The following is a 24,766-nucleotide window of genomic DNA, read 5'->3' as shown; positions in this document are numbered from 1 at the left end:
CGGGCTGCACGCCCGTTGACCGAAACGGCGCCTGCGGGCGCCGTTTTTCGTGGGATGTCAGCGCTTGAGCGATTGCACGACCTCGGCCAGCGGCGCAGGCAGCGGCACCGGACGCTGGCTCACGCGGTCGACATACACATGGACGAAATGGCCTTGTGCCGCGGCCGTCTCGGCGCCCTGCGCAAAGAGGCCGATCTCGTAGCGCACGCTGGAACGGCCGGCTTCGGCGACCCGGATGCCGGCCTCGACCGTCTGTGGAAAGGCCAGTGGTGCAAAGTAGTTGCACTGCGTTTCGACCACGAAACCGATGGTGTCGCCGCGATGGATGTCGAGCGCACCGCGCTCGATCAGCAGCCCGTTGACCGCAGTGTCGAACCAGCCGTAGTAGACGACGTTGTTCACGTGGCCGTACATGTCGTTGTCGGCCCAGCGTGTTGCAATGGTTCGGAACACGCGGTAGTGGCTCCGGTGTTCGGGGACTGGTTTGGTGGCTGCGCGGGTCATGGCGCGGCATTCTGCCTGCCGGCCGGCATTTAGAAGATGCCCTCTAGATTGCTGCATCGCAGCAAAAAAGGGTTGATTCGTTCGCTCAGAGTTCTATACTTCGAGCCATGCTGCAGCGCAACATAATTGCGGGTGTCAGCGAAACGTCAACCTCTTTTCAACCCATCTGGAGCTCACTATGGCACTGACCGCTGACCAATTCCTCGCCGCCCAAAAGGCAAATCTTGAAACCCTGTTCGGCCTGACCACCAAGGCCTTCGAAGGCGTTGAAAAACTCGTCGAACTGAACGTGACCGCCTCCAAGGCCGCACTGAGCGAAGCCCAAGGCACCGCCCAGGCCCTGCTGAGCGTCAAGGATGCGCAGGAACTGCTCGCGCTGCAAGCCAGCCTGTTCCAGCCGCTGGCTGAAAAGACCACGGCCTACAGCCGTCACCTGTACGACATCGCCCAAGGCACCGGCGCCGAGTTCACCAAGGCTTTCGAAGCCAAGGCTGCCGAAACGCAAGCCACCATCGTCGGCCTGGTCGACAGCGCTTCCAAGAATGCCCCGGCCGGTTCGGAAACCGCCGTTGCCATGATGAAGAGCGCCGTGGCTGCTGCCAACAACGCTTTCGAATCGGTGCAAAAGGCCGTCAAGCAAGCTTCCGACGTTGCCGAAGCCAACTTCACCGCCGTGTCGACCTCGGCTGTGAACGCTGCCAAGAGCACCGCTCAAACCGCTTCGCGCAAGCGCTAAGCAGACCTTACAAGTTGTCTCCTTGGGTCCTCCCGGATCCAATTCAGGGCTCTGTCTTCGGACAGGGCCCTTTTTTTATGCGCGTCAGGCTCTCCGATAATGCCGGCTCACACAGCAGGAGACTCATTCATGCAGATCGAAGGCAAGGTTTTCATCGTGACGGGCGGCGCATCGGGCCTGGGCGAAGGCGCGGCGCGGATGCTGGCGGCCAACGGGGCCAAGGTGGTCGTGGCGGACATGCAGGCCGAAAAGGGCGCTGCGGTGGCTCAGGAGATCGGGGGCGCGTTCGTCAAATGCGACGTGAGCCAGGAAGCCGACGGCCAGGCCGCGGTGGCCGCCGCGCTGAAACTCGGCAAGCTCGTGGGCCTGGTCAATTGCGCCGGCATCGCGCCGGCCGAGAAAACCGTGGGCAAGAACGGCGCGCATGCGCTGGCCGTTTTCAGCAAGACCGTGACGGTCAACCTGATCGGCAGTTTCAACATGATCCGGCTCGCCGCAGAAGCCATGAGCAAGAACGATCCCGAAGCCACCGGCGAGCGCGGCGTGCTGATCTCGACCGCTTCGGTTGCCGCCTACGACGGCCAGATGGGCCAGGCGGCCTACTCGGCCTCCAAGGGCGGCGTGGTCGGCATGACGCTGCCGATCGCACGCGACCTGGCGCGCAACGGCATCCGCAACATGACGATCGCGCCCGGCATCTTCGGCACGCCGATGCTGTTCGGCATGCCACAGGAGGTGCAGGACGCACTGGCCGCGAGCGTGCCCTTCCCGTCGCGCCTTGGCACGCCGGAGGATTACGCCAAGCTCGCCAAGCACATCATCGAGAACGACATGCTGAACGGCGAGGTCATTCGCCTGGACGGGGCAATCCGGCTTCCGCCGCGGTAGGCGCCCTGGCGCTGCCGGTGCGATCCAGCCGCTCGTACTGCGCAATCACCTGGGCGCCGAACAGCACCAGCGTGGCTGCGATCTCCAGGCTCAGCAGCACCACGATCGCGGTGGTCAGCGAGCCATACACCACGTTGACCTGCGACAGCGTCGAGAAGTACCAGACCAGGATCCGGCGCGTCACTTCCCACAGCAGCGCTGCCGTCACGCCGCCCAGCAGCGCGTGGCGCAGCGACAGCCGGCCGACCGGCATCACAAGGTACAGCGAGGTCAGCATGAAGATCTCGCCGCCCAGCCCCAGCAGGTAGAGCAGCACCCCCGACACGCCCGACAGCGACCAGCTGCGCCCGAACAGCTCGACGCTTTCCTGCCCGATGAGCTGCAGCGCGCCCGACACCAGCGTCACCAGCATCAGCCCGATGCAGAGGCTCAGGATGTAGAGGTACGGCATCACGAGCGAGAGCAGCGCGTGCCGCTGGTGCTGGGCCTTGCGGTGGTGGAAGATCACCGCCATCGCGCTTTCGAGCACCGAAAAGGCGAGCGAGCTGAAGAACACCATCGTCAGCAGCAGCACCGGCCCCAGCACGTCGCGGTGCGCCATGAAGTTCGACAGTTCGGTGACGATCGCGCGCGACTGCCCCGGCAGCAGCCACTCGAGGTAGCGCCCGACGGTGCCCAGCAACTCGCGCTGATCCATGAAGTGCGAGATCGCGATCACGCTCACGATCAGCAACGGCACGATCGACAACAGTGCGTAATAGGCCACCGCGCCAGCCAACAACAGGCCCTGGTTGGCCTTGAAGGCCTTGAGCGCTTCCCATACGAAGCGCAGGGGATGGCGCAGCAGTGGCGTAACGTGTGCAAAGAGGCGGCGCATCGTCGGGCCAGTATGCCGCCGCCCGCTGCGGCCACGGCGGCTTGCGTATCATTTGCCGCTCCCCGCCTACATGACCATCCCCCCCTCATTCATCCAGGAACTCATCGCGCGCGCCGACGTGGTGGAAATCGTCGGCCGCTACGTGCAGCTGAAGAAGGCCGGCGCCAACTTCATGGGCCTGTGCCCGTTCCATGGCGAGAAGTCGCCCTCCTTCTCGGTCAGCCCGACCAAGCAGTTCTATCACTGCTTCGGCTGCGGCGTGCACGGCAACGCGATCGGTTTCCTCATGGAACACGCCGGCATGGGTTTTGTCGAAGCGGTGCACGACCTGGCAGGCCAGTACGGCCTACAGGTGCCCGAAGACGACGCCTCGCCCGAGGAGCGGGCCCGCGCCGCCGGCCAACGCCAGAAGCAGGCCACGCTGTCCGAAGTGCTCGAAAAAGCCGGCGAGGCCTACCGCAAGCAGTTGCGTCAGTCGGCCACGGCGGTCGACTACCTCAAGGGCCGCGGCGTTTCCGGCGAGGTGGCGCGGCAATACGGCATCGGCTATGCACCGCCCGGCTGGCGCACGCTGGCCAGCGTGTTCCCCGAGTACGACGACCCGTTGCTGGCCGAAAGCGGGCTGGTGATCGTCGGCGAAGACGGCGAGGACAAGCGCTACGACCGCTTCCGCGACCGCGTGATGTTCCCAATCCGCAACGTCAAAGGCGAGTGCATCGGTTTCGGCGGGCGCGTGCTCGGCGACGAGAAGCCCAAGTACCTCAATTCGCCTGAAACACCGGTCTTCAGCAAGGGTCGCGAGCTCTACGGCCTGTTCGAGGCCCGCGCGGCGTTGCGCGACATGGGCTATGCGCTGGTGACCGAGGGTTACATGGATGTGGTTGCGCTGGCACAGCTGGGCTTCCCCAACGCGGTGGCGACGCTGGGCACCGCCTGCACGCCCGAGCACGTGCAGAAGCTGTTTCGCTTTACCGACGCGGTCGTTTTCAGCTTCGACGGCGACGCCGCGGGGCGGCGCGCTGCGCGCAAGGCGCTCGATGGCGCCCTGCCCTTTGCCAGCGATGTGCGCAGCGTCAAGTTCCTGTTCCTGCCGGCCGAACACGACCCGGACAGCTTCATCCGCGAGTTCGGTGCCGACGCGTTCGCGCGCTTCGTGAGCGAGGCGATGCCGCTCAGCCGGTTCATGCTCGAAGCGGCGCGCGAGGGCTGCGACCTCGGCAGCGCCGAAGGCCGCGCACACCTGGCCAGCAACGTGCGCCCGCTCTGGAGCGCGCTGCCCGACGGCGCGCTCAAGCGCCAGCTGCTGGAAGACATCGCCGGACTGGTGCAACTGAACGCGCAGGCGCTGACCGAGCTGTGGGCGCCGCCAGCAGCCGCCCCGCGCACCGCCGCACCAGCGCCCGCAGCGCCGCAACGCTATCAAAACGATAGCGGCCGGCGCTCGTCCGGTGGGCGCTACGGGCAGGAAAGGCCCCCGGCCCCGCCGGCGCCACGCGGCCGCGTGCTGCCGCTGGGCCGACCCGACGTGGCCGCCCGGCTGCTGCTGTCGAACATGGCGGAATGGGAAACGCTCTCGCACGAGCTGCACGGCCTGCTGTGCGACCTGCCCGGCGCGCACGGCCAGCTGTTTGCCTGGCTCGACAGCCAGTTGCACGAGCACGGCGCCCAGCCCTGGGCGGCGCTGCGCGAAGGCCTGCGCGGCCTGCCGTTCGAGACGCTGGCGGAGCGGGTGATGACCGGCCCCGACGGCGCCCCGGTCGATGCCGGCGCCGAGGCCCAGGCGGCAGACGCCGCGGCCGAACTGCGCAACGTGCTCGACTACATGCTGGACGACCACCTCAAGGCCCAGGAAAGCGAGGCGATCGCGGCCGCCGGCACCGATCCGCACGCGATCGAACGCTACCGGGCGTTGCAAACACGCCGACGCGAACTGCAAATGAGGCTTCGCGCAGGCCGTAACAGCACTTGAAAATCGGCCGCCGCGCTATAATGTAAGGCTGTCTAGTACGGCAAGAGCGACAGCAGCACCTCCGGGCCGACCCCACGCGCAATGCACTTCCCAACGGGAAACGGGTCAATACACCGCAAGGACTGCACACCAAATGTTCGCCCGACATCTTGCCGTTGGAGAGATTTTCTTCTCCGCCCCTGTATGCCTGCGCCGGGTAGGTAGCGCCAATGTTTTTGGCGTTTGTGATTCCGCTTGTTCATTCTTGTTCCACGAGGTCGTATGCCCAGTTCAAAGAAGCCTGCCGTGTCTGTCACCAAACCCGTCGCGGCGAAGCCGTTGAAGGCTGCGTCCGCCCCCAAGGCGGCCCCAGCCAAGAAAGCCAAAACCGTGACCACGAAATCGCCCGCCACCGCTGAACTGAAAAAAACCGCTGCCACGGCCGTCGCTGCTGCCCCGGCCGCACCGCGCAAGGTCGGCCGCCCGCCCAAGGCCGCCGGCGCCGCTGCCGCACCCGCCACCGGCGCCAAGCGCGGCCGCAAGCCCAAGGCCGGCAATGACGCGCCCACCAGCGACATCGACCTGTCGGACATCGAAGACGACCTGGCCGGCGAGCCGGTGGTCGCATCGACCGAAGAAAAGGTCAAGCCGCTGCGCATGAAGATCAGCAAGGCGAAGGAACGCGCCTTGATGAAGGAGTTCGGCCTCGACGAGACCGTGCTGTCCGAAGAAGACATGGCCAAGCGCCGCCAGCGCCTGAAGACGCTGATCACGCTCGGCAAGACGCGCGGCTACCTGACGCAGGGCGAAATCTCCGACCACTTGCCCGACAAGCTGGTCGACGCCGAGACCATGGAAGTCGTGGTCACGATGCTGAACGACCTCGGCGTGGCGGTGTACGAGCAGACGCCCGACGCCGAAACCCTGCTGCTGAACAACACCGCACCAACCGCCACCACCGTCGAAGAAGCCGAAGAAGAAGCCGAAGCCGCCCTGTCCACCGTCGACAGCGAATTCGGCCGCACCACCGACCCGGTTCGCATGTACATGCGCGAAATGGGCACGGTCGAACTGCTGACGCGCGAAGGCGAAATCGAAATCGCCAAGCGCATCGAAGGCGGCCTGATGGCCATGATGGAAGCGATCTCGGCCTCGCCGGCCACGATCGCCGAAATCCTGCGCCTGGGCAACGAGATTCGTGAAGGCAAGGTCGTCATCTCGACCATCGTCGACGGCTTCTCGAACCCGAACGAGGCCGACGACTACGTGGCCGAAGAAGACTTCGACGAGTTCGATGCCGAGGACGACGACGACGGCAACGGCGGCTCGAAGGCGCTGACCAAGAAGCTCGAGGAACTCAAGCGCGATGCGCTCGAGCGCTTCGACCGCATGGCCCTGATGTTCGAGAAGATCCACAAGATCTACGAGAAGGAAGGCTACGGCACGCCCGCGTACGCCAAGGCGCAGCAAGCCCTGTCGGACGAGCTGATGACCATCCGCTTCACCGCCAAGACCATCGAGAAGCTGTGCGACATGGTGCGCACCCAGGTCGACAACGTGCGCAAGAAGGAGCGCGAGCTGCGCCGCATCATTGTGGACAAGTGCGGCTTCCCGCAGGAAGACTTCATCCGGGACTTCAGCGGCTTCGACAAGCATGGCAACCGCATCCCGTCGAACCTGCTGAACCAGAAATGGGTCGAAAAGCAGGCCGCGGCCGGCAAGCCCTGGAGCGTGGTCATGGCCCGCAACATTCCGCCGGTGCAGGAACTGCAGCAAATGCTGGCCGACATCCAGTCGAGCGTGGTGGTGCCGCTCACGCAGCTGAAGGACATCAACAAGCGCATGAACGAGGGCGAATCGTCCTCGCGCGATGCCAAGAAGGAAATGATCGAGGCCAATCTGCGCCTCGTGATCTCCATCGCCAAGAAGTACACCAACCGCGGCCTGCAGTTCCTGGACCTGATCCAGGAAGGCAACATCGGCCTGATGAAGGCGGTCGACAAGTTCGAATACCGTCGCGGCTACAAGTTCTCGACCTACGCGACCTGGTGGATCCGCCAGGCGATCACGCGCTCCATTGCCGACCAGGCGCGCACGATCCGCATTCCGGTGCACATGATCGAGACCATCAACAAGATGAACCGCATCTCGCGCCAGCATCTGCAGGAGTTCGGCTTCGAGCCCGACGCCGGCATCCTGGCCGCGAAGATGGAGATCCCGGAAGACAAGATCCGCAAGATCATGAAGATCGCGAAAGAGCCGATCTCCATGGAAACGCCGATCGGCGACGACGACGATTCGCACCTGGGCGACTTCATCGAGGACAGCAGCAACACGGCGCCGATCGAGGCCGCGATGCAGGCGGGCCTGCGCGACGTGGTCAAGGATATCCTCGACTCGCTGACCCCGCGCGAAGCCAAGGTGCTGCGCATGCGCTTCGGCATCGAGATGAGCACCGACCACACGCTGGAAGAAGTCGGCAAGCAGTTCGACGTGACCCGCGAGCGCATCCGCCAGATCGAAGCCAAGGCGCTGCGCAAGCTGAAGCACCCGAGCCGCAGCGACAAACTGCGCAGCTTCATCGATACGCTGTAATCAGGCTCGCCCCCAGGCTGCGCGAACTGAGAGCGCCCGTAGCGGGCGCTTTTTTTTCGGTCGAATAACCTGGAAGGTCTTCATGAACCCCGACGCCCAAACCCTCTGGAAAGCCCCGCGCTGGGCGCTGGCGGTGCTGCTGGCGGTGCTCGGCATGCTCGGGCCGTTCTCGATCGACACCTACATCCCGGCGTTCTCGGGCATTGCACGCTCCATCGGCGCATCGCCGGCCGAGATGCAGCAGACGCTGTCGGCCTACCTGTTCGGCTTCGCGTTCATGAACCTGTTCCACGGCGCGCTTTCGGACAGCTTCGGACGCCGGCCCGTGGTGTTGTGGGGGCTCGCGGTGTTCACCATCGCGTCGCTCGGCTGCGCGCTGTCGCAGACCATCGGCCAGCTGGTATTGTTCCGCGCCCTGCAGGGCTTGTCGACCGGCGCCGGCATCGTGGTGTCCCGTGCGGTGATCCGCGACATGTTCCCTCCCGCCGAGGCGCAGCGGGTGATGAGCCAGGTGACGATCTACTTCGGCGTGGCCCCGGCCATTGCGCCGATCGTCGGTGGCTTCCTGTTCGTGCATCTGGGCTGGCACAGCGTCTTCTGGTTCCTGGTGGCGGTCGGCGTGGTGCTGTTCGTGGCCAACTGGAAGCTGCTGCCCGAAACGCTGCATGTCGACCAGCGCCAGTCCTTCGAGGTGCGCCATCTGATGCGCGGCTACTGGGATCTGTGTTCCGACCCGCGCTTCCTGCTGCTCGCGCTCGCCAGCGGCGTGCCGTTCAACGGCATGTTCCTCTACGTGCTGGCCGCGCCGGCCTTCCTGGGCGACCACCTGGCGCTGGCGCCGACGCAGTTCTTCTGGTTCTTTATGCTCACCATCGGCGGCATCATGTCGGGCGCCTGGGCCAGTGGCCGCATGGCCGGCAAGGTGGCACCGAAACGGCAGATTCGCGACGGCTTTCTGATCATGCTGATCACCTCGGTGGTCAATGTGGCGGCCAACGCGCTGTTCACGCCGAACGTGCTGTGGGCGCTCTGGCCGCTGGCCTTCTTCGCATTCGGCTGGGCGCTCATGGTGCCAGTGGTCACGCTGCTGGTGCTCGACCTGCACCCCGAGCGGCGCGGCATGGCCTCGTCGCTGCAGGCCGTGATCGGCTCCACCGCCAACGGCCTGGTGGCCGGCGTAGTGGCGCCCCTGGTGATGCATTCGACGCTGGGCCTGGCGCTGACCTCGATCGGCATGTTGAGCATCGGGCTGGTCGCCTGGCTCTGGCTGCACCGGCGCTGGCCGGAGATCGGCCGCCTGGTGGCGACCTGAAGGCAGCATGCGCACACCGCCGTCACTGCGTCTCGGATTGCGCGCCTGGTTCCCGGGGCGCACCCGCGTCAATGCGCGCGAGCGGCTGCGGGCGGTCGGCGGCGCGGCGCTGGGCCTGCTGCTCGCGGGATTGGTCTGCCGCGCGCTGGCCGGCCCCGATTTCAGCGGAAACGGCTGGCTGATCGCGCCGCTGGGCGCCAGCGCGGTGCTGGTGTTCGCGGTGCCGGCCAGTCCGCTCGCGCAGCCCTGGGCCGTGGTGGGCGGCAACACTGTCGCTGCGCTGGTCGGGATTGCCTGCGCGCGCTGGCTGCCCGATCCGGCCTGGGCCGGCGCCATCGCCACCGCGCTGGCGATCGGCCTGATGTTTGCGCTGCGCTGCCTGCATCCGCCCGGCGGCGCGATGGCGCTGCTGGCGGTGCTCACGCACACCACCGATTTTTCTTTTGCCCTGTTTCCCGCGTTGGCGAACTCGGCCTTGCTGGTGCTTGCGGGCGTGGCCTACAACAGTCTGACCGGCCGGCGCTACCCGCACATGCAGACGCCACCGGCGGCCCCGCCGGCCGATGCGCACTTCAGCACCGCCGACGTGGATGCCGTGCTGGCCCGCTACAACCAGGTGCTCGACATCAGCCGCGACGACCTCGAAGTGCTGATCCGCGACACCGAGGCCGAATCGTTCCGGCGCCGCCTCGGCACCTTGCGCTGCGCGGACATCATGTCGCCCGACCCGGTGGCGGTGGAATTCGGCACGCCGCTGCAGGAGGCCTGGGCCATGATGCAGCAGCGGCGCATCAAGGCGCTACCGGTGGTGGACCGCTCGCGCCGCGTGGTCGGCATCCTGACCCAGGCCGATTTTTTCCGCCACATCGATCTGGCGCATCACGAAGGGCTCGGCGCCAGGTTGCGCGGCTTCATCCGCGCGACGGCCAGCGTGGTCTCGAACAAGCCCGAGGTGGTGGGCCAGATCATGACGCGGCAGGTGCGCGTCTCCAGCGACGACCGGCCTGCCCTCGAACTGGTGCCGCTCTTCTCGGAAAACGGGCATCGCCACATTCCGATCATCGACAGCGAACTGCGACTGGCCGGGATGATCACGCAGTCCGACTTCGTGCGTGCGCTCTACCGCGCCGTGCGGCCCGAGAGCTGAGCCCTGCGCAGGCAGCCCTAGGCTGCTTCGAGCGTCGCCTTCATCGCGCGCATGCCATCGTCGATCATGCCGGCGATGGCAGGTGCCAGCGCATTCGGCAGCAGATCGGCAAGCCAGACCACGCGGCTGCGGCCACCGCCTTCGTCGAACACCTGCAACGAAGCGTTGTGGTGCGTGAGCCGTCCACCGGTGGCCGACCACACGATGCGGCGCTCGGCATCGTCGAGGTCGACGATCAGCTCGCGCGCCTCCATGCCGTTGGCGAACTTGACGATGCGCGCATCGTCGCCATCGAGCCGGCAGTCCACCACGAAGCCCTTCACCAGGCGTTGGTGCAAGGCCCCCACGTCGCGCACGGCGTCCCAGATCTGCGTCGCGTCGGCCTCCACATTCATTTCGCGTCGGATCGATGCCATCTCGGTCTCCCTGGTGTACGGCTCAGCGCGCCACGCCCAGCAGCCGCTCCAGAACCTCGGGCCGGGCGCGCAGCGCGGCGGCGCTGTCGGTGTGCACCACGGTGCCGTGGTCGAGCACCACGGCCCGGTCCGAGATCGCGAGGATCGCCTGCGGATGCTGCTCGACGATGATGGCGGCGAGGCCTTCGTCCTGCGTGATGCGGCGGATCGCACGCAGCAGCTCTTCCACGATGATCGGCGCCAGCCCTTCGAGCGGCTCGTCGAGCAGCAGCAGCCTGGGGTTGACCACCAGCGCACGGCCGACCGCGAGCATCTGCTGCTCGCCGCCCGACAGCTGCGTGCCGAGGTTGCCCTTGCGCTCGGCCAGGCGCGGGAACATCTCGTAGACCCGTTGCGGATTCCACTTGCCCGGCCGCTCCACGGCCGTGAGGTTCTCGTGCACCGTGAGCGACTTGAAGATGTTGCGCTCCTGCGGCACCCAGCCGATACCGGCTGCGGCGCGCTGGTGCGGCGCGAGTTTGTTCAGCGGGCTGCCGTGGAGCATGAGGCTGCCGCCGTGCTGCCGCGTGGCACCGGCGAGCGTGTTGATCAGCGTGGTCTTGCCGGTGCCGTTGCGCCCCAGCAGCGCCAGCGTCTGGCCTTCGCCCAATTGCAGCGAGACGCCGGTCAGCACCACCGCCTCGCCGTAGCCCGCGCTCAGGTTGTCGATCTGCAGCAGTTCAGCCATGGACGGCTCCCTGGCCCAGATAGACCTCCTTGACCTTCGGGTCGTTGGCGATCTGCTCGGGATCGCCCTCGGTCAGCAGCGTGCCGTTGACCAGCACCGTCATGCGATCGGCAAAGCTGAACACCAGGTCCATGTCGTGCTCGATCAGCAGCACCGACACGTCGGCCGGCAAGGCGGCCACGGTCTGCAGCAGTTCCTCGCGCTCGCCGGCCGGCACACCGGCCACGGGCTCATCGAGCAGCAGCACGCGCGGCTCGCAGGCCAGCGCGATCGCAATCTCGAGCAGGCGGCGCTTGCCATAGGCGAGCTCTTTCACGGGCTGCTGCGCCACGTCGGCCAGGCGGAACTGCTCGAGCAATTCGCCCGCGCGCGTCGTGATGCTGCTGGCAGCGCCGAGCGCCCGCCACCATTGGCCGGACGCCCCTTTCTGCTGCGAGACCACGAGCGCCAGCGTTTCCAGCGGCGTCATCGAATCGAACAGCTGGTTGATCTGGAAGGTGCGCACCAGGCCGCGCGCCACGCGCTGGTGCGGCGCAAGGCGCGTGATGTCCTGGCCCAGCAGTTCGATGCGGCCTTCGGTCGGCGTCAGCACGCCCGTCAGCAGATTGATCAGCGTGGTCTTGCCGGCCCCGTTCGGGCCGATCAGCGCATGGCGCGCGCCGCGCTTCAACTGCAGCGAGACGTTGTTGGTGGCCGTGATGCCTCCGAAGCGCATGACCAGGCCGGTCGCGGAAAGAACGGTCTCCGTGCTCATTGGGCAACCTTCGTGCTGTGCACTGCGGTGCGAGCTTGCTTCGGGCGGCCGGGCGCGGCGCTCATGCCCGCCTCCCGAACCATGTCCAGGGCTTGAACAGGCGGTCGCGTCCCACCAGCACCAGCAGCACCAGGATCAGGCCGATCCAGAACATCCAGTACTGCGGCGTCACGGCCGAGAGCCAGTCCTGCAGCAGCTTGAACACGAGCGCGCCGGCAATGCCGCCGTAGAGCCAGCCAACGCCGCCGATCACCAGCATCAGCAGCACGTCGGCCGAGCGGTCGAAGGCCAGCACGTCGAGCGAGGCGAAGCCGGTGGTCTGCGCCAGCAGCGCGCCGGCCGCACCGGCCACGGCCGCCGCCAGCGTGTAGATCGTGACCAGCCGCGAAGCGACCGGAATGCCGATCGCCATCGCGCGCAGCCGGTTGTCGCGGATCGCCTTGAGGGTGGCGCCGAACGGCGAGTGCACGATCCTGCGCATCAGCAGGAACAGGATCAGCACGATCGAGAGCGAGTACCAGGCTGCCGTGCGGCCGAACAGGTCGAACTCGAACAGCCCCAGCACCGGCCCCATGACCACGCCCTGCAGCCCGTCGGCACCGCCGGTGAGCCAGTCGAGCTTGTTCGCCAGTTCCAGGAGCAGCAGCGCCGTGCCGAGCGTGACCATCAGCCGCGTGAGATCGCTGCCGCGCAGGATCGTCACGCTGGCCACCGCGCCGAGCGCCGCCGACAGCACCGTGGCGACGACCAGGCCGACCATCGGGTCGGGCATCACGAGCTTGGCGAACAGCGCGGCCGCATAGGCGCCGAAGCCGAAAAAGGCCGCGTGGCCGAGCGACACGATGCCGGTGTAGCCGAGGATCAGATCGAGCGACATTGCGAACAGCGCGACGATCGCGATCTCGTTCACCATCAACGAATGGGACGGCACCAGCAGCGGCAGCGCGAATGCGATGAGCCACACCGCGAACTCCCAAGGCCGCCAGCGCGCCTTGTGCAGCAGTGCTGCCTGGAAATCTTTGGCCGCGCCCTGCATCAACGGCCTCCCTTGCGGGTAAAGAGGCCTTGCGGCCGCCACAGGAGGATCGCGATCATCAGCAGGTACACGGTGAACGCGCCCATCTTCGGAATGAAGTACTTGCCCCCCACGTCGGCAATGCCGAGCAACAGTGCAGCCGCGAGCGGCCCAGTGATCGACGAGGTGCCGCCCACCGACACCACGATCAGGAAATAGATCATGTACTTGAGTGGAAAGGTCGGGTCGAGCCCGAGGATCTCGGCGCCGAGCGCACCGCCCAGCCCGGCCAGGCCCGAGCCCACGGCGAAGGTCGCCAGGAACACCACGTTGACGTTGATGCCCAGCCCCGCCGCCACGCGCGGATCATCGACCGCTGCACGCAACCGGCTGCCGAAGCGCGTCTTCGACAGGATGAGCTGCAGCACCACGGTAAGCACCGCGCACACCGCAATGATGAAGATGCGGTAGTGCCCCATGCCGAGCAGCAGCGCACCGTCGCCGACCTCGGTGCGGCCGCGCAGCCATTCGGGCAACTGCACGTTCTGCTGCGAGGAGCCGACGAAGTAGTCGATCGAGGCCACCGCCATGAACGCGAGGCCGATCGAGAACAGCACCTGGTCGAGGTGCGGCTTCGCGTACATCGGCCGGTACAGGGTGCGCTCCAGCAGCGCGCCGGCCAGTCCGACCACGACGAAGGCCAGCGGCAGGCAGGCCAGGAACGGCAGCCCGAGCTTCTGCATCGCGAACACGGTGAGGTAGCCGCCCGCCATCGCGAAGGCACCATGCGCGAGGTTGATGAAGTTCATCAGCCCCAGCGTCACGGCCAGCCCGACGGCAAGCACGAACAGCAGCATGCCGTAGGCAATGCCGTCGAAAAGAATGGTCAGCATGCTGTGGCCAGGCGCTCCGTCTTGTCGCTGCCTACTTTGCCTTGCCCGGATCTTTGACGCCCTTGATCACGTCGAATTCGACGTTGTAGAGCTGCCCGTCTTTCTTCTCGACCTTGCGCAGGTACACGTCCTGCACGATGTCGCGGGTCTGCGCATCGATGTACACCGGGCCGCGCGGGCTTTCGAACACCTGGCCCTTCATCGCGGCCAGCAGCGCGTCGCCGCCGCCCTGGCCCTTGGTGGCCTTGAGCGCTTCGTAGATGACGCGCATGCCGTCGTAGCCGCCCACCGCCATGAAGTTCGGGCGCATCTTCGGGTTGGCCTTCTGGAAAGCCTCGACGAACTTCTTGTTGGCCGCCGAAGGATGCGCGGCCGAGTAATGGTGCGTGGTGACCACGCCGAGCGCGCCATCGCCCATGTCGTTGAGCTGGTCGTCGTCGGTCACGTCGCCGGTGGCGATCATGCGGATGCCGGCCTTGTCCATGCCGCGCTCCAGAAACTGCTTCATGACCGCCGCGCCGGCGCCCGAGGGCACGAACACGAACAGCGCGTCGGGCTTGGCATCGCGCACCTTCTGCAGGAACGGTGCGAAGTCGGGGTTGCGCAGCGGCACGCGCAGCTTCTCGATCACCTTGCCGCCATTGAGCTGGAAACGCTCGCTGAAGTACTTTTCGGCATCGTTGCCGGGGCCGTAGTCGGCCACCAGCGTGACCACCGTCTTGACGCCGTTCTTGGGCGCCCAGTCGCCCATTGCCACCGACACCTGCGGCAGCGTGAAGCTGGAGCGCACGATGTACGGCGAGGCTTCGGTGATGCTGGAGGTGGCCGCCGCCATCACCACCTGGGGCGTCTTCGACTGCGTGGCCAGCGGCGCGGCCGCCAGTGCAGCCGGCGTGACGCCGAAGCCGGCGATGACGTTCACCTTGTCGTTGACGATCAGTTCCTGCGCCAGCCGCTTGGTCACGTCGGGCGTGGCCACGTCGTCCTTGATGATCAGCTCGATCTTCTTGCCCGCGACGGTGTCGCCGTTCTGCGCCATGTACAGGCGCGCCGCAGCTTCGATCTGGCGCCCGGTGGAGGCCTGCTGGCCGGTCATCGGCAGGATCAGCCCGATCTTGAACTTGTTGTCCTGGGCATGAGCCGCCAGCGGCATGGCGAGTGCAAGGGCGGTGAGGCTGGCAGCGTGAATGAGATGGCGGCGTTGCATGGTGGATGAGTCTCCGGTTATCGGTAAAGACGGGTGGGCGCTATTGTGCGCACCACACGGCGCGGCGCGGCCCTTGGCAATTCCCTAGGCAGCCCGCCTGCGCCGCGAATTCTGCGCGGTGAATCAAATTGCTGCGCGATCATCGCGCAGCTCAATCGGCGTCTGGCCGGTATGCCGAATCGATGGCGATCGAGCCGACCACGCGCGACACGCAGGTGCAAATACGCTGGTTGCCGGCCTTCTCGTGCTCGCTCAGGAAGACGTCGCGGTGGTCGATCTCGCCGTCTAGTGCCAGCACCTCGACCGCGCAAAGGCCGCACTCGCCGCGCTTGCAGTCGTGCAGGGTCTGCACGCCGACGGCATGCAGCGCGTCCATCATGCTGCTGTCGGCCGGCACCACGATGTCGACGCCCTGGCGCGGCACCTGCACGCGAAATGGCTGCGGCGCGAAGCGGCCGCTGCTGCCGAAGGTTTCGTAGCGCAGGTCGGCCACCGGCCGGCCGGATGCCGCCCATTGGCGGCGCACCGCATCGAGCATGGGCACCGGGCCGCACACGTACATCTGGCCCCCGGCAGGCAGCGCAGCGATCTCGGCGGCGATGTCGATGTGCCGGCCTTCGGACGCGACGAACTCGGCGAACGATTCGCCGAGCAGTTCGCGCAGCAGCGGCCGGTAGGCCAGTTCGACCTCTTCGTGCGCGCCGTAGACCATGCGCAGCGGAGCGCGGCCCGCCCGCGCCTGCAGATGCTGCGCCATGTGCAGCATCGGCGTGATACCGATGCCGCCCGCCACCAGCAGGTAGGCCGGCGCGTTCAGGTCGAGTCCGAAATGGTTGCGCGGCCCATTCACCTGCAGCCGGTCGCCAACCGCGAGCTGCCACATCGCGCGCGAGCCGCCCTGCCCCTGGTCGAGCCGCTTGACGGCGATGCGAAAGCATTCGCCGTCGGGCTGGCCGACCAGCGAATAGGAGCGCTTGATCGGACGGCCCTCGCGCAGCAGCTCGACCTCGATGTGGCTGCCGGGCGACCAATCGGCGCTGATGTCGTCGGCATCCTGCGGGCGCAGGGTGAACTCGCGCACGGTCGGGGTGATGTCGCGCAGCGCTTCGACGCGTGCCGCGCGCCAGCGGGTGGAACTCTGCATGGCCTGTCTCTTCTCTTCTTGGGGTTCGGGTTCAGCTGCGGCGCCGGATCAGTTGCACGCCCGGTAGCGGATGGTCGTGCGCGCCGTGCAGCGCCTCGCGCAGGTTGCGTTGCGCCAGCCGGCTGTGCTCGCGCATCAGCGCTTCGGCGCGCGAGCCTTCGCGGCTCTCGATCGCGTCGAGCACCTGGCGATGCTGATCCTGCGCGATCAGCAGCATGTCGCGCGCGGCGGGGGAGTTGGCCTGCACCACGACAAAGCCCGACGGCGATGCAAACGGCAAGTTGGTGATGCGTTCGAGCTGCTTCGCAATCACCACGCTGCCCGACAGCTCCGACAGCAGCGCATGGAACTGGCCGTTGAAGGCCACGTAGCGCGAGAAGGCGGCGTCGTCCAGCGCGGGCTCGCGCAACAACTCGTCGATGCGCTGCAGACAGGCACGCGCTTCGCGCAGCACCACCGGCGACACGCCACGCTCGGCCGCGAGCCGGGCCGACAACCCTTCGAGCGTGCCGCGCAGCTCGATCGAGTCCGACACGTCGCGCTCGGAAAAGGTGCGCACCGCATAGCCGCCATTGGGCAGGCTTTCGAGCAGGCCCTCCTGCTCCAGCCGCATCAGCGCGGAGCGCACCGGCGTGCGCGAAACGCCGAGCTGCTCGGAGATCGCCACTTCGGCGATGCGCGCGCCACCGGGCAGTTCACCGGCCAGCACCATCTCGCGCAGGCGCAGCTGGGCCTTGACCGCCTGCGAGGCGCCGGCCTCGGCCGGATCGCCATGCGCTGCGATCGGCAGTGCACTCACTTCGGCGCCTCCGCAGCCTCGGCCGGCCGGATCGGAATGCTCGGCCGGCGCGGCTGCTCGCGCTCGACCATGCGGTCGATCAGGCGTCGGGCCCACATCGCACCGGCGTCGATGTTGAGGTTGTAGAACGCATAGTCGGGCCGTTCGTCAATGGCGCGCTGCTGCGCCTCGAGCACATGCTCGTCCTCGCGGAAGATCGTGGCCACGCCTTCGCGCAGCTCATGCGTCAGGCGCTGCTCGCCGATGCAGTAGTTGCGCGCAAAGGCCCAGAAGTAAAGGCAGCTCTTGTCGGTTTCGGGCGTGATGGTGTTGAGCACGTAGCCGTTGACGCCGCGGCTGCGGTCGCCCTTGTCGCTGTCGCTCTTGGGCACCGCGCCGCTGCCGGCCTCGGCCACGCCCACGTCGATGTTGACGGTGCACGGCCCCTCGAAACGGATGATCTGCCAGCGGTCGACCTTGCCCTCGTAGCCGTGGCCATGCCGGATCTGTGCGGCCCAGAACGGCGGCGCATCGATGTTCTCCATCCAGCGCGTCACGGTGGCCGAGCGGTCGCCGTGGGTCGCGACGAACGGCGCTTCGGCCACCGCGCGGTTGCCGATCGACGAGCCATGCACGAAGGCCTCGTGCGTCAGATCCATCAGGTTGTCGACCACCAGGCGGTAGTCGCAGGCGACGCGGATCATCTTGCCGTCGCCGGCCCAGGCCGGGTCGTCGTTCCAGTGCATGTCGGGCACCAGCGCCGGATCGGCCTTGGCCGGGTCGCCGGGCCAGATCCAGACGAAGCGGTGCTTCTCCACCACCGGAAAGCTGCGCACGCAGGCCGACGGGTTCAGCGTCTCCTGGCTCGGCATGAAGGTGCAGCGGCCCTGCGCGTTGTAGACCAGACCGTGATAGCCGCACACCACCTCGTCGCCCTCGAGCCGACCCATCGACAACGGCAGCAGCCGGTGCCAGCAGGCGTCTTCAAGCACCGCGACCTGGCCATCGGCCTGGCGGTAGAGCACAAGTTTCTGGTTGCAGACCGTACGTGACAGCAGCGCATGCTTGACCTCGACGTCGTAGGCCGCTGCATACCAGGCGTTCAGGGGGAAGCTGGGCGAGGTGTTCATGGATTCTGAATGTATACATAAATAGCCAAAAATCCAATTATTTAGGCCATTTCAAGGGTAAACACTGACCTCTCTGTATCCAGCATGGGCAGTCGCCAAGCCGCTACGATGCTCAATCCCATCCCAGCATTGACGGAGCTCCCCATGTCCCAGCACGCCGCCCTGCCCGCCCGTTTCGACCACGTCGGCAGTTTCCTGCGCCCCAAATACCTGCTTGAAGCGCGCGAGCAAAAAGCCAGGGGCGAGATCACGCCCGAGCAGCTTCGCACCGTCGAAGACAAGGCCATCACCGAGATCGTGAAGTTCCAGCAGGACGTCGGCCTGAAGAGCATCACCGACGGCGAGTTCCGCCGCACCTACTTCCACATTGACTTCCTCGAGCAGTTGGGCGGCGTGAAGACCGACATTCCGGTCACCATCCGCAAGCCCGATGGCACCGAGGAACTGGCGCCGCCGGTGATGCGCGTGATCGACAAGGTCACCCACGCGAAGAACATCCAGCTGGCCGACTTCGAGTACCTCAAGAGCCAGGTCGCGGCCGGCAACACGCCCAAGGTGACGATTCCCTCGCCGACCATGCTGCACTTCCGCGGTGGCCGCGCCGGCATCAGCAAAGAGGCCTACCCGGAACTCGACCCGGTGTTCTACGACGACGTGGCCAGAGCCTATGGCGACGAACTGCGTTCGCTGGCCGCGGCCGGCTGCACCTATGTGCAGATGGACGACACCAACCTGGCCTACCTCTGCGACGAGAAGATGCGCGAAGCCGCACGCCAGCGCGGCGACGACCCGAACGAGCTGCCGCACCGCTACGCGGCGTTCATCAACAAGATCGTCGCGCAGAAGCCGCCCGGCATGCTGCTGGCCATGCACCTGTGCCGCGGCAACTTCAAGAGCACGCATGCGGCGGCCGGCAATTACGAGCCGGTGGCCGAGGCGCTGCTGAAGGAAATGGACCTCGACGCCTACTTCATGGAGTACGACGACGCACGCTCGGGCGACTTCAAGCCGCTGCGCTACCTGGCCAAGGGCAAGACCGTGGTGCTCGGCCTGGTGACCACCAAGTTCGGCGAGATGGAAGACAAGGACGAGCTCAAGCGCCGCATCGAAGACGCCGCCAAATATGCGCCGCTGGAGCAGCTCGCGCTGTCGCCGCAGTGCGGCTTCTCGAGCACGGTGCACGGCAACAACATCGCGGTGGAAGCGCAGCGCAACAAGCTGCGCCTGGTGGTCGAGACCGCACAGGAAGTCTGGGGCGCATAGGGCTCGCCCCCAGGTTGCCCGCACTTCGTGTCGGGCGCCCACCCCTTGCCGGGGGCAACACCAGCGGCCCGGCAGAGCCGGTTCCGCGGTGTTTCGCGAAGAGGCCGGGTGCAGTAGGCTCGGCGCATGAAGTTGTTCTCCGGCCCCCTCAGCATGTTCGGCGCCAAGGCGCAGATCGCGGCGCTTGAAAAAGGCATCGCGTTCGACCTCGTGATGGTGCCTTTCGACAGCGGCGACCATTACCAGCCCCGGCACCCCGAAGTGCTGCGCATCAATCCGAAGCAGCAGGTGCCGGTGCTGGTCGACGGCGATCTCGAGCTGTTCGACTCGACCCAGATCTTCGAATACCTCGAAGACCTGCAGCCGCAGCCGGCGCTGTGGCCCGCCGGCGCGACCGCCCGGGCCCGGGCGCGCCTGCTCGAGCACCTGTCGGACGAGGTTTTCTTTCCGCATGTGATCAAGCTGTTCGGCCTGCAGGACGCGATGCAGAGCCCACCCGCGGTGGCGGCCTGCGCGGCCTGCGCCCGCCACTACGAGGCGATGGAAGCAAGGCTTGCGCACGCCGACCACCTGGCCGGCGGCTACTCCTTTGCCGACATCGCGTTCTACATGGCCCATGTGTTCGCCGACCGCAAGGGCGCCGGCATGACCGCCGCCACGCCCCGCCTGGTGGCGTGGCGCGACCGCGTCGGCCAGCGTCCTGCGGTGCGCGCGGTGGTCGGCCCGATGATGAAGTTCCTGGCCTCGCAGGGCCGACCGGTGCCGCTTTTTCTTCAATCGCACCTCGGCACGTGAACCGCATCGACGACTGGCTCGACTGGCTGCCTTCGCCATCGCAGCATTTCCTGGTGGTGGCCATCGGCCTGCTGGTCTACGTGCTCACCACGCGGGCGCGGCGCGAGCAGCGCGCACCCACCACCGCCATCGCGTGGGTCATGGGCATGCTGCTGCTGCCCTACTTCACCCTGCCGGCCTACCTGCTGTTCGGCCAGCGCAAGTTGCGGCCCGCGGGTGCGCCGAGGCCACCGCGCTCGGTGCCGGCGGGGCACTGGGCCGCCGATCTCATCGAAAGCTTCGGCTTGGCACCACCGGGCCCGTGCGCGGTGCGCATGCATGCCGATGGCGAGGTGGCGCGCGACGCACTGTGGGAGGTGATCGCCGGTGCCACGCAGCGCATCGACGTGTGCACCTTCATCATCGGCAACGACGCCTTCGGCCACGACGTGCTGGCGCGGCTCACGCAGCGCGCGCGCGAAGGCATTGCGGTGCGCGTGCTGCTCGACGGCTTCGGCGCACTGTCGTTGCCGCGCGGACATTTCGATGCGCTGCGCGAGGCGGGCGGCCAGGTGGCGGTGTTCCGCCCGATCTTCAGCCTGCGCCACAACGGCCCGCGCAACCTGCGCAACCACCGCAAGGCCACCATTGCCGACGACCAATGGCTCTGGTCGGGCGGGCGCAACCTGGCGGGCGAGTACTTCACCGGCAACGATGCCCATCCGGTGGCGTGGCGCGATCTCTCGTTCGACCTGCAGGGCAGCGCAGCCGCCGCGGCGGCCCGCCAGTTCGACCATGACTGGGCCTCGGTGCGCCACCGCAAGCCGCGCCGCATCGCGCCGACCGAGGTGCCCTCGGACGGCGCACTCGCCCAGTTCATGCCGAGCGGCCCCGACCAGACCGAAGACACGGCCCAGGCCCTGCTGATCGACGCCTGCTTTCGCGCCGAACACCGGCTGCTGGCCGTCACGCCCTACTTCGTGCCGGGCGACGGGCTGCGCGACGCGCTGCGGCTGGCGGCGCGGCGGGGCGTGCAGGTGACCATCGCGATCCCGGAGCGCTCCAACCACCCGCTGGCCGACTTCGTGCGCGCGCGCGCCATGCGCGACCTGGCGCGTGCGGGGGTCACCTTCCGGATGCTGCCTTTCATGGCGCATGCCAAGGCGGTGGTGGTGGACGACGATCTGGCGCTGTGCGGATCGATCAACCTCGATTTGCGCAGCCTGCTGCTGAATCACGAGGCCGGCGTGGTGTTCTATGGAGCCGAGCAGATCGACTGGCTCGCGCAGTGGATCGAAACCACGGCCTCCGCCGGCGAGCCGTACCGCGCGCGGCGACCCGGGCTGTTGCGCGACGTCGCCGAGGGCTTGCTGCTGACGGTGGCGTTCCAGCTTTAGCCGCGGCGGCTCACAGCGCCGCGAAGCTCGAAGGCCTGTTCTGGTTGCAGAACTCGAGAAATGCGTCGAGCTCGTTCGACTTGTCGAACACCGCATCGGCGCCGAGCTTGAGGCAGCGCTCGCGGATGTCGGTGGTGGCGTAGTTGGTCAGCACCACCACGCGCTGCAGCGCCTTGCGCTGGCGGCAGCTGGCCAGCACGCCCAGCCCCGAGCCTTCCTTGAGAAACAGATCCACCACCGCCAGATGCCATTCGTCGGCATGCGCGCTCAGCCAGCGCGCAGCCTCGGCCTCTGTCTCGGCAAAACCGACGATGCTGGCATTGACCAGATCTTCCATTGCGGGAATCAGGTTGTCTCGAATCGTGGGGTTGTCCTCGACGAGGAACGTAATGAGCGACACAGCGTTAAGGGCGTTATTTGCCCGCAGTGTAGTTTCCAGAATCTGATTTTGGCGAGAGCGGCCGACGGGAGGTGTTGTGGGCGCTTGCCTACGCGCATGCCCCACACCTGCTGACCGCACCTCACGCCCGGTTGCGGTAGCTCGCATTGCCGAGCCCGGTGCCAATGGTCAGCACCGCCCATCGCCTCACGTCCTGCATGAACGGCAGCTCGCTGAGGCCCTGCACCACCGCATCGTTATGAAGCATCACCAGCGTGGGCCGCCCGTCGATGGTCGGGATCTTGTTGTGCACATGCGACGGCAGGTGAAAGGTGTCGCGTTCCCAGTTGCCCGGCAGGTTCTGCGCGCCGCGTGCGATGGAGCCGTCCTCGCGGATCAGCCCCGGGCAGGCGATGCCGATGAACGGTGCGAGCGACAGCCCCTTTTTCTTGGCGCGCCGGATGTTGCGCTCCAGCATTTCGACGATGCCCGCGAGCAGATCCTTCTGCTTCGGATCCTCGTCGGCGTGGCGCCATTTCTCGCGTTTGAGCACCCGCGCCTTCGACAGGTCGGCCGCCCTGGCCCGGCGCGGCTTGACGATGCCGCAGCGCACGTTGGTACCGCCGATGTCGACCGCCAGGAAGGCGTCGTAGCCGGTCAGCATCTGCGGCGGAGCAAGGTGCAGCCAGCCGAGCAGGCCGCCGTCGTCAGGCTCATGGCACAGCCGCGCCAGTTCGACCTTCAGGCCCTCGTTGTGCAGCATCGCACCGGTCTGCAGGATCACGCGCTCGCCGACGTCGCTGTCGGGAAAGCCGCCGCCGATCACGATGCGGCGCACGCCCTCCCATGATTTCTGCCGCAGGTGGCGCCGGATGACGTGCGCGAGTTCCACCGAAAATTCCTCGACCGCACCGTGCACGATGTCGGCTGCAGGATCGTCGGTCTGGCTGTGCAGCTTGCGGTCGATCTCGTCCTTGCTCAACGCGGTCGAGGGCTTGTCGCCCAGCGGGTCGTCGCCGCTGCGCGAGCGGCGACGCCGTCAGCGGTCGAGCAGTTCGCGAAACGCCGTCTGGCTGGCGTTGTCGCCGACAAAGCCGTCCTGGTCGCGCAGCTCGAGGCTGTAGCTGCGCACCACGACCGAAGGCAGTTTCATCCTGCCATGCACGGGCTCCTGCTCTGCCCGCTTGGTTTTTGCCTTGCCTTTTGTCTTCTTCGTCTCGGGTTTTGCCATTGCTCGTCGTGCTGTGTTGCCGAATGGCCCATGGTGCCCCGCGGCACCTGCCGCCGGCTGTAGGAAAGCCGCCTGTTCCGCAACGCCCCAGCCGGCCTACACTGCCGCGATGCTTTCTTGCCGAACACGCTGCGGCCGGCGCGCCGCATGGACGGGATGGGGCCTGCTCTGCCTGGCCCTGTTGGGCCTGCCCGCGGCCCAGGCGCAGAACACCGACACACTGCGCGTCGGCTCCAAGCGCTTCACCGAGTCGTACATCCTGGCCGAGGTGATCGCGCAGACCGCGGCGCCGCAACTGCCGCAGGCGCCGGTGGTGCGGCAGGGGCTGGGCAACACGGCCATCGTCTACGAGGCGCTGCGCTCCGGTGGCATCGACCTCTATGCCGAGTACACCGGCACCATTGCGCTGGAGCTGCTGCAGCAAACGGGCTCGATGACGCGCGAGGCCATGAACGCCGCGCTGGCGCCCAAGGGCCTCGGCGTGGCGGTGCAGCTGGGCTTCAACGACGGCTATGCGCTCGCAATGCGCGCGGCAGATGCCGACCAGCTCGGCATCAAGACCCTGAGCGACCTGGCGAAGCACCGCGAACTCAAGCTCGGCCTCTCCAACGAGTTCATCGGCCGGGCCGACGGCTGGAAGGGACTCGCCGCGCGCTACGGCTTCGGCCAGCAACCGACCGGACTCGACCACGGACTGGCCTACGACGCGATCACGGCCAAGCAGATCGACGTGATCGACATCTACACCACCGACGCCAAGATCGAGCATCTGAAACTGCGCGTGCTGCAGGACGACCGGCAGTACTTTCCGCGCTACGACGCGGTGCTGCTCTACCGCCTCGACCTGCCGCAGCGCCTGCCCAAGGCCTGGGCCGCGCTGCAGAAACTCGAGGGCCGCATCGACGAGCGCGCCATGATCGCGATGAACGCACGCGCCGAGTTGCAGAGCGTGCCCTTCGACACCATCGCGCGCGACTTCCTGGCGGGCGGCGCGAAGGCCGGCGACAGCGGCCAACGCGGCTGGGTCGCCAAGCTGTTCGGCCCCGACCTCGGCCGTCTCGCGCGCCAGCACCTGCTGCTGGTCGCCGTGTCGGTGGGCTGCGCAATCCTGCTGGCGGTGCCGCTTGCGATCCTGGTGTTTCCGCACGTGCGGCTGCGCGCCGTGGTGCTTGGCATCACCGGCCTGCTGCAGACCGTGCCCTCGCTCGCGTTGCTGGCGCTGCTGATTTCGTGGCTCGGCGTTATCGGCACCCTGCCCGCGCTAATCGCGCTGACCTTGTATTCGCTGCTGCCGATCATGCGCAACACCGTGACCGGCCTGGTCGAGGTGCCCGCAGGCCTGCGCCAGGCCGGCACCGCGCTCGGCATGACGACCCCGCAAAGCCTGCGGCTGGTGCTCCTGCCGCTGGCACTGCCGACACTCATTGCCGGCGTGCGCACTGCCACCACCATCGCGATCGGCACCGCGACGATTGCCGCCTTCATCGGTGCCGGCGGCTTCGGCGAACGCATCGTGACCGGCCTCGCGCTGAACGACAGCGGCCTGCTGGTGGCCGGTGCCGTTCCCGCGGCAGCGCTGGCGCTGCTCAGCGAGGTGGTGTTCGAAGCGATCGAGTACGCGCTCCGGCGCCGCCGCTGAGCGCTGCGCTCA

At 67.0% G+C, this 24,766-nt stretch carries 23 protein-coding genes; 10 read left to right on the top strand and 13 right to left on the bottom strand.

The window, feature by feature from the left end:
* Window positions 1-57: 57 nt before the first annotated feature.
* Complete coding sequence (locus QTI05_RS16075; protein WP_286622210.1) at window positions 58-504, bottom strand: acyl-CoA thioesterase; 447 nt, start codon at window positions 502-504, stop codon at window positions 58-60.
* A gap of 178 nt (window positions 505-682) precedes the next feature.
* Here QTI05_RS16075 and QTI05_RS16070 point away from each other — a divergent pair, with 178 nt between their 5' ends.
* Both QTI05_RS16070 and QTI05_RS16065 read left to right on the top strand, forming a co-directional pair.
* Complete coding sequence (locus tag QTI05_RS16070; RefSeq protein ID WP_286545929.1) at window positions 683-1,240, top strand: phasin family protein; 558 nt, start codon at window positions 683-685, stop codon at window positions 1,238-1,240.
* A 129-nt stretch (window positions 1,241-1,369) separates the two neighbouring features.
* Window positions 1,370-2,128, top strand: coding sequence for a 3-hydroxyacyl-CoA dehydrogenase (locus QTI05_RS16065; RefSeq protein ID WP_286622209.1), 759 nt, complete (start codon window positions 1,370-1,372; stop codon window positions 2,126-2,128).
* Here QTI05_RS16065 and QTI05_RS16060 read toward each other — a convergent pair.
* On the bottom strand, window positions 2,088-3,005 hold the full coding sequence (locus QTI05_RS16060; RefSeq protein ID WP_286622206.1) for a YihY/virulence factor BrkB family protein: 918 nt from the start codon (window positions 3,003-3,005) through the stop codon (window positions 2,088-2,090). The two genes, QTI05_RS16065 and QTI05_RS16060, sit on opposite strands and share 41 nt — an antisense overlap.
* A 70-nt stretch (window positions 3,006-3,075) precedes the next feature.
* Here QTI05_RS16060 and dnaG point away from each other — a divergent pair, with 70 nt between their 5' ends.
* The 4 genes from dnaG to QTI05_RS16040 all read left to right on the top strand — a co-directional run bounded on the left by dnaG (window position 3,076) and on the right by QTI05_RS16040 (window position 10,007).
* Window positions 3,076-4,974: a DNA primase gene (gene dnaG, locus QTI05_RS16055; RefSeq protein WP_286622205.1), complete on the top strand. Its 1,899-nt coding sequence runs from the start codon at window positions 3,076-3,078 to the stop codon at window positions 4,972-4,974.
* Between the two features lie 261 nt (window positions 4,975-5,235).
* Window positions 5,236-7,548, top strand: a complete 2,313-nt coding sequence (gene rpoD, locus QTI05_RS16050) for an RNA polymerase sigma factor RpoD (protein WP_286622203.1) — start codon at window positions 5,236-5,238, stop codon at window positions 7,546-7,548.
* Between the two features lie 82 nt (window positions 7,549-7,630).
* A complete protein-coding gene (locus tag QTI05_RS16045; protein WP_286622202.1) occupies window positions 7,631-8,860 on the top strand; it encodes a multidrug effflux MFS transporter in 1,230 nt (409 codons plus the stop codon).
* Window positions 8,861-8,867: 7 nt separating this feature from the next.
* Window positions 8,868-10,007 carry an HPP family protein gene (locus QTI05_RS16040; protein ID WP_286622201.1) on the top strand — a complete coding sequence of 380 codons (1,140 nt, stop codon included), beginning with the start codon at window positions 8,868-8,870 and terminating at the stop codon, window positions 10,005-10,007.
* 17 nt (window positions 10,008-10,024) lie between these two features.
* Here QTI05_RS16040 and QTI05_RS16035 read toward each other — a convergent pair whose 3' ends face one another.
* From QTI05_RS16035 to QTI05_RS15995, 9 genes are all read right to left on the bottom strand, one after another.
* The gene (locus QTI05_RS16035; protein ID WP_286622200.1) at window positions 10,025-10,423 is read right to left on the bottom strand and encodes an SRPBCC family protein; all 399 of its coding nucleotides are present in this window, start codon (window positions 10,421-10,423) and stop codon (window positions 10,025-10,027) included.
* A 22-nt stretch (window positions 10,424-10,445) separates the two neighbouring features.
* Window positions 10,446-11,150 carry an ABC transporter ATP-binding protein gene (locus tag QTI05_RS16030; protein WP_286545917.1) on the bottom strand — a complete coding sequence of 235 codons (705 nt, stop codon included), beginning with the start codon at window positions 11,148-11,150 and terminating at the stop codon, window positions 10,446-10,448.
* Window positions 11,143-11,904: an ABC transporter ATP-binding protein gene (locus QTI05_RS16025; protein ID WP_286545916.1), complete on the bottom strand. Its 762-nt coding sequence runs from the start codon at window positions 11,902-11,904 to the stop codon at window positions 11,143-11,145. The genes QTI05_RS16030 and QTI05_RS16025 overlap by 8 nt, the downstream gene beginning before the upstream one ends.
* 61 nt (window positions 11,905-11,965) lie before the next feature.
* On the bottom strand, window positions 11,966-12,940 hold the full coding sequence (locus tag QTI05_RS16020) for a branched-chain amino acid ABC transporter permease (RefSeq protein WP_286622198.1): 975 nt from the start codon (window positions 12,938-12,940) through the stop codon (window positions 11,966-11,968).
* Complete coding sequence (locus QTI05_RS16015; protein ID WP_286622196.1) at window positions 12,940-13,812, bottom strand: branched-chain amino acid ABC transporter permease; 873 nt, start codon at window positions 13,810-13,812, stop codon at window positions 12,940-12,942. Before QTI05_RS16015 ends, QTI05_RS16020 begins: the two co-directional genes overlap by 1 nt.
* A gap of 31 nt (window positions 13,813-13,843) precedes the next feature.
* The gene (locus QTI05_RS16010) at window positions 13,844-15,019 is read right to left on the bottom strand and encodes an ABC transporter substrate-binding protein (RefSeq protein WP_286622195.1); all 1,176 of its coding nucleotides are present in this window, start codon (window positions 15,017-15,019) and stop codon (window positions 13,844-13,846) included.
* 151 nt (window positions 15,020-15,170) lie between these two features.
* The gene (locus QTI05_RS16005) at window positions 15,171-16,163 is read right to left on the bottom strand and encodes a PDR/VanB family oxidoreductase (RefSeq protein ID WP_286622194.1); all 993 of its coding nucleotides are present in this window, start codon (window positions 16,161-16,163) and stop codon (window positions 15,171-15,173) included.
* A gap of 31 nt (window positions 16,164-16,194) precedes the next feature.
* A complete protein-coding gene (locus QTI05_RS16000) occupies window positions 16,195-16,962 on the bottom strand; it encodes a GntR family transcriptional regulator (protein WP_286545910.1) in 768 nt (255 codons plus the stop codon).
* Window positions 16,959-18,071 (bottom strand): aromatic ring-hydroxylating dioxygenase subunit alpha, encoded by a 1,113-nt coding sequence (locus QTI05_RS15995; protein ID WP_286622193.1) that lies wholly within the window; start codon window positions 18,069-18,071, stop codon window positions 16,959-16,961. The genes QTI05_RS16000 and QTI05_RS15995 overlap by 4 nt, the downstream gene beginning before the upstream one ends.
* A 144-nt stretch (window positions 18,072-18,215) precedes the next feature.
* Here QTI05_RS15995 and QTI05_RS15990 point away from each other — a divergent pair, with 144 nt between their 5' ends.
* From QTI05_RS15990 to QTI05_RS15980, 3 genes are all read left to right on the top strand, one after another.
* Window positions 18,216-19,334 (top strand): 5-methyltetrahydropteroyltriglutamate--homocysteine S-methyltransferase, encoded by a 1,119-nt coding sequence (locus QTI05_RS15990; protein ID WP_286622192.1) that lies wholly within the window; start codon window positions 18,216-18,218, stop codon window positions 19,332-19,334.
* Window positions 19,335-19,460: 126 nt separating this feature from the next.
* Window positions 19,461-20,129: a glutathione S-transferase family protein gene (locus tag QTI05_RS15985; protein WP_286622190.1), complete on the top strand. Its 669-nt coding sequence runs from the start codon at window positions 19,461-19,463 to the stop codon at window positions 20,127-20,129.
* Entirely contained in the window at window positions 20,126-21,505 is a 1,380-nt protein-coding gene (locus tag QTI05_RS15980) for a phospholipase D-like domain-containing protein (protein ID WP_286622189.1), read from the top strand. The genes QTI05_RS15985 and QTI05_RS15980 overlap by 4 nt, the downstream gene beginning before the upstream one ends.
* 10 nt (window positions 21,506-21,515) lie before the next feature.
* Here the strand turns inward: QTI05_RS15980 and QTI05_RS15975 are convergent, their stop codons facing one another.
* Both QTI05_RS15975 and QTI05_RS15970 read right to left on the bottom strand, forming a co-directional pair.
* The gene (locus QTI05_RS15975; protein WP_286622186.1) at window positions 21,516-21,905 is read right to left on the bottom strand and encodes a response regulator; all 390 of its coding nucleotides are present in this window, start codon (window positions 21,903-21,905) and stop codon (window positions 21,516-21,518) included.
* Between the two features lie 121 nt (window positions 21,906-22,026).
* On the bottom strand, window positions 22,027-22,866 hold the full coding sequence (locus QTI05_RS15970) for an ROK family protein (RefSeq protein WP_286622185.1): 840 nt from the start codon (window positions 22,864-22,866) through the stop codon (window positions 22,027-22,029).
* Between the two features lie 358 nt (window positions 22,867-23,224).
* Here QTI05_RS15970 and QTI05_RS15965 point away from each other — a divergent pair, with 358 nt between their 5' ends.
* Complete coding sequence (locus QTI05_RS15965; RefSeq protein WP_286622184.1) at window positions 23,225-24,754, top strand: ABC transporter permease/substrate-binding protein; 1,530 nt, start codon at window positions 23,225-23,227, stop codon at window positions 24,752-24,754.
* The last annotated feature ends 12 nt before the right edge of the window (window positions 24,755-24,766 follow it).

The organism is Variovorax fucosicus (assembly GCF_030316825.1).
GTDB classification, from domain to species: Bacteria; Pseudomonadota; Gammaproteobacteria; order Burkholderiales; family Burkholderiaceae_C; genus Variovorax; species Variovorax fucosicus.
Note: the sequence above shows the minus strand (reverse complement) of the source record. Positions and strands in the feature narration are given on the sequence as shown.

What these genes read in the sequence shown, in the direction of transcription:
- QTI05_RS16075 (WP_286622210.1), bottom strand. Translation starts at nt 504, where the DNA reads ATGACCCGCGCAGCCACCAAACCAGTCCCCGAACACCGGAGCCACTAC.
- QTI05_RS16070 (WP_286545929.1), top strand. Translation starts at nt 683, where the DNA reads ATGGCACTGACCGCTGACCAATTCCTCGCCGCCCAAAAGGCAAATCTT.
- QTI05_RS16065 (WP_286622209.1), top strand. Translation starts at nt 1,370, where the DNA reads ATGCAGATCGAAGGCAAGGTTTTCATCGTGACGGGCGGCGCATCGGGC.
- QTI05_RS16060 (WP_286622206.1), bottom strand. Translation starts at nt 3,005, where the DNA reads ATGCGCCGCCTCTTTGCACACGTTACGCCACTGCTGCGCCATCCCCTG.
- dnaG (WP_286622205.1), top strand. Translation starts at nt 3,076, where the DNA reads ATGACCATCCCCCCCTCATTCATCCAGGAACTCATCGCGCGCGCCGAC.
- rpoD (WP_286622203.1), top strand. Translation starts at nt 5,236, where the DNA reads ATGCCCAGTTCAAAGAAGCCTGCCGTGTCTGTCACCAAACCCGTCGCG.
- QTI05_RS16045 (WP_286622202.1), top strand. Translation starts at nt 7,631, where the DNA reads ATGAACCCCGACGCCCAAACCCTCTGGAAAGCCCCGCGCTGGGCGCTG.
- QTI05_RS16040 (WP_286622201.1), top strand. Translation starts at nt 8,868, where the DNA reads ATGCGCACACCGCCGTCACTGCGTCTCGGATTGCGCGCCTGGTTCCCG.
- QTI05_RS16035 (WP_286622200.1), bottom strand. Translation starts at nt 10,423, where the DNA reads ATGGCATCGATCCGACGCGAAATGAATGTGGAGGCCGACGCGACGCAG.
- QTI05_RS16030 (WP_286545917.1), bottom strand. Translation starts at nt 11,150, where the DNA reads ATGGCTGAACTGCTGCAGATCGACAACCTGAGCGCGGGCTACGGCGAG.
- QTI05_RS16025 (WP_286545916.1), bottom strand. Translation starts at nt 11,904, where the DNA reads ATGAGCACGGAGACCGTTCTTTCCGCGACCGGCCTGGTCATGCGCTTC.
- QTI05_RS16020 (WP_286622198.1), bottom strand. Translation starts at nt 12,940, where the DNA reads ATGCAGGGCGCGGCCAAAGATTTCCAGGCAGCACTGCTGCACAAGGCG.
- QTI05_RS16015 (WP_286622196.1), bottom strand. Translation starts at nt 13,812, where the DNA reads ATGCTGACCATTCTTTTCGACGGCATTGCCTACGGCATGCTGCTGTTC.
- QTI05_RS16010 (WP_286622195.1), bottom strand. Translation starts at nt 15,019, where the DNA reads ATGCAACGCCGCCATCTCATTCACGCTGCCAGCCTCACCGCCCTTGCA.
- QTI05_RS16005 (WP_286622194.1), bottom strand. Translation starts at nt 16,163, where the DNA reads ATGCAGAGTTCCACCCGCTGGCGCGCGGCACGCGTCGAAGCGCTGCGC.
- QTI05_RS15995 (WP_286622193.1), bottom strand. Translation starts at nt 18,071, where the DNA reads ATGAACACCTCGCCCAGCTTCCCCCTGAACGCCTGGTATGCAGCGGCC.
- QTI05_RS15990 (WP_286622192.1), top strand. Translation starts at nt 18,216, where the DNA reads ATGTCCCAGCACGCCGCCCTGCCCGCCCGTTTCGACCACGTCGGCAGT.
- QTI05_RS15985 (WP_286622190.1), top strand. Translation starts at nt 19,461, where the DNA reads ATGAAGTTGTTCTCCGGCCCCCTCAGCATGTTCGGCGCCAAGGCGCAG.
- QTI05_RS15965 (WP_286622184.1), top strand. Translation starts at nt 23,225, where the DNA reads ATGCTTTCTTGCCGAACACGCTGCGGCCGGCGCGCCGCATGGACGGGA.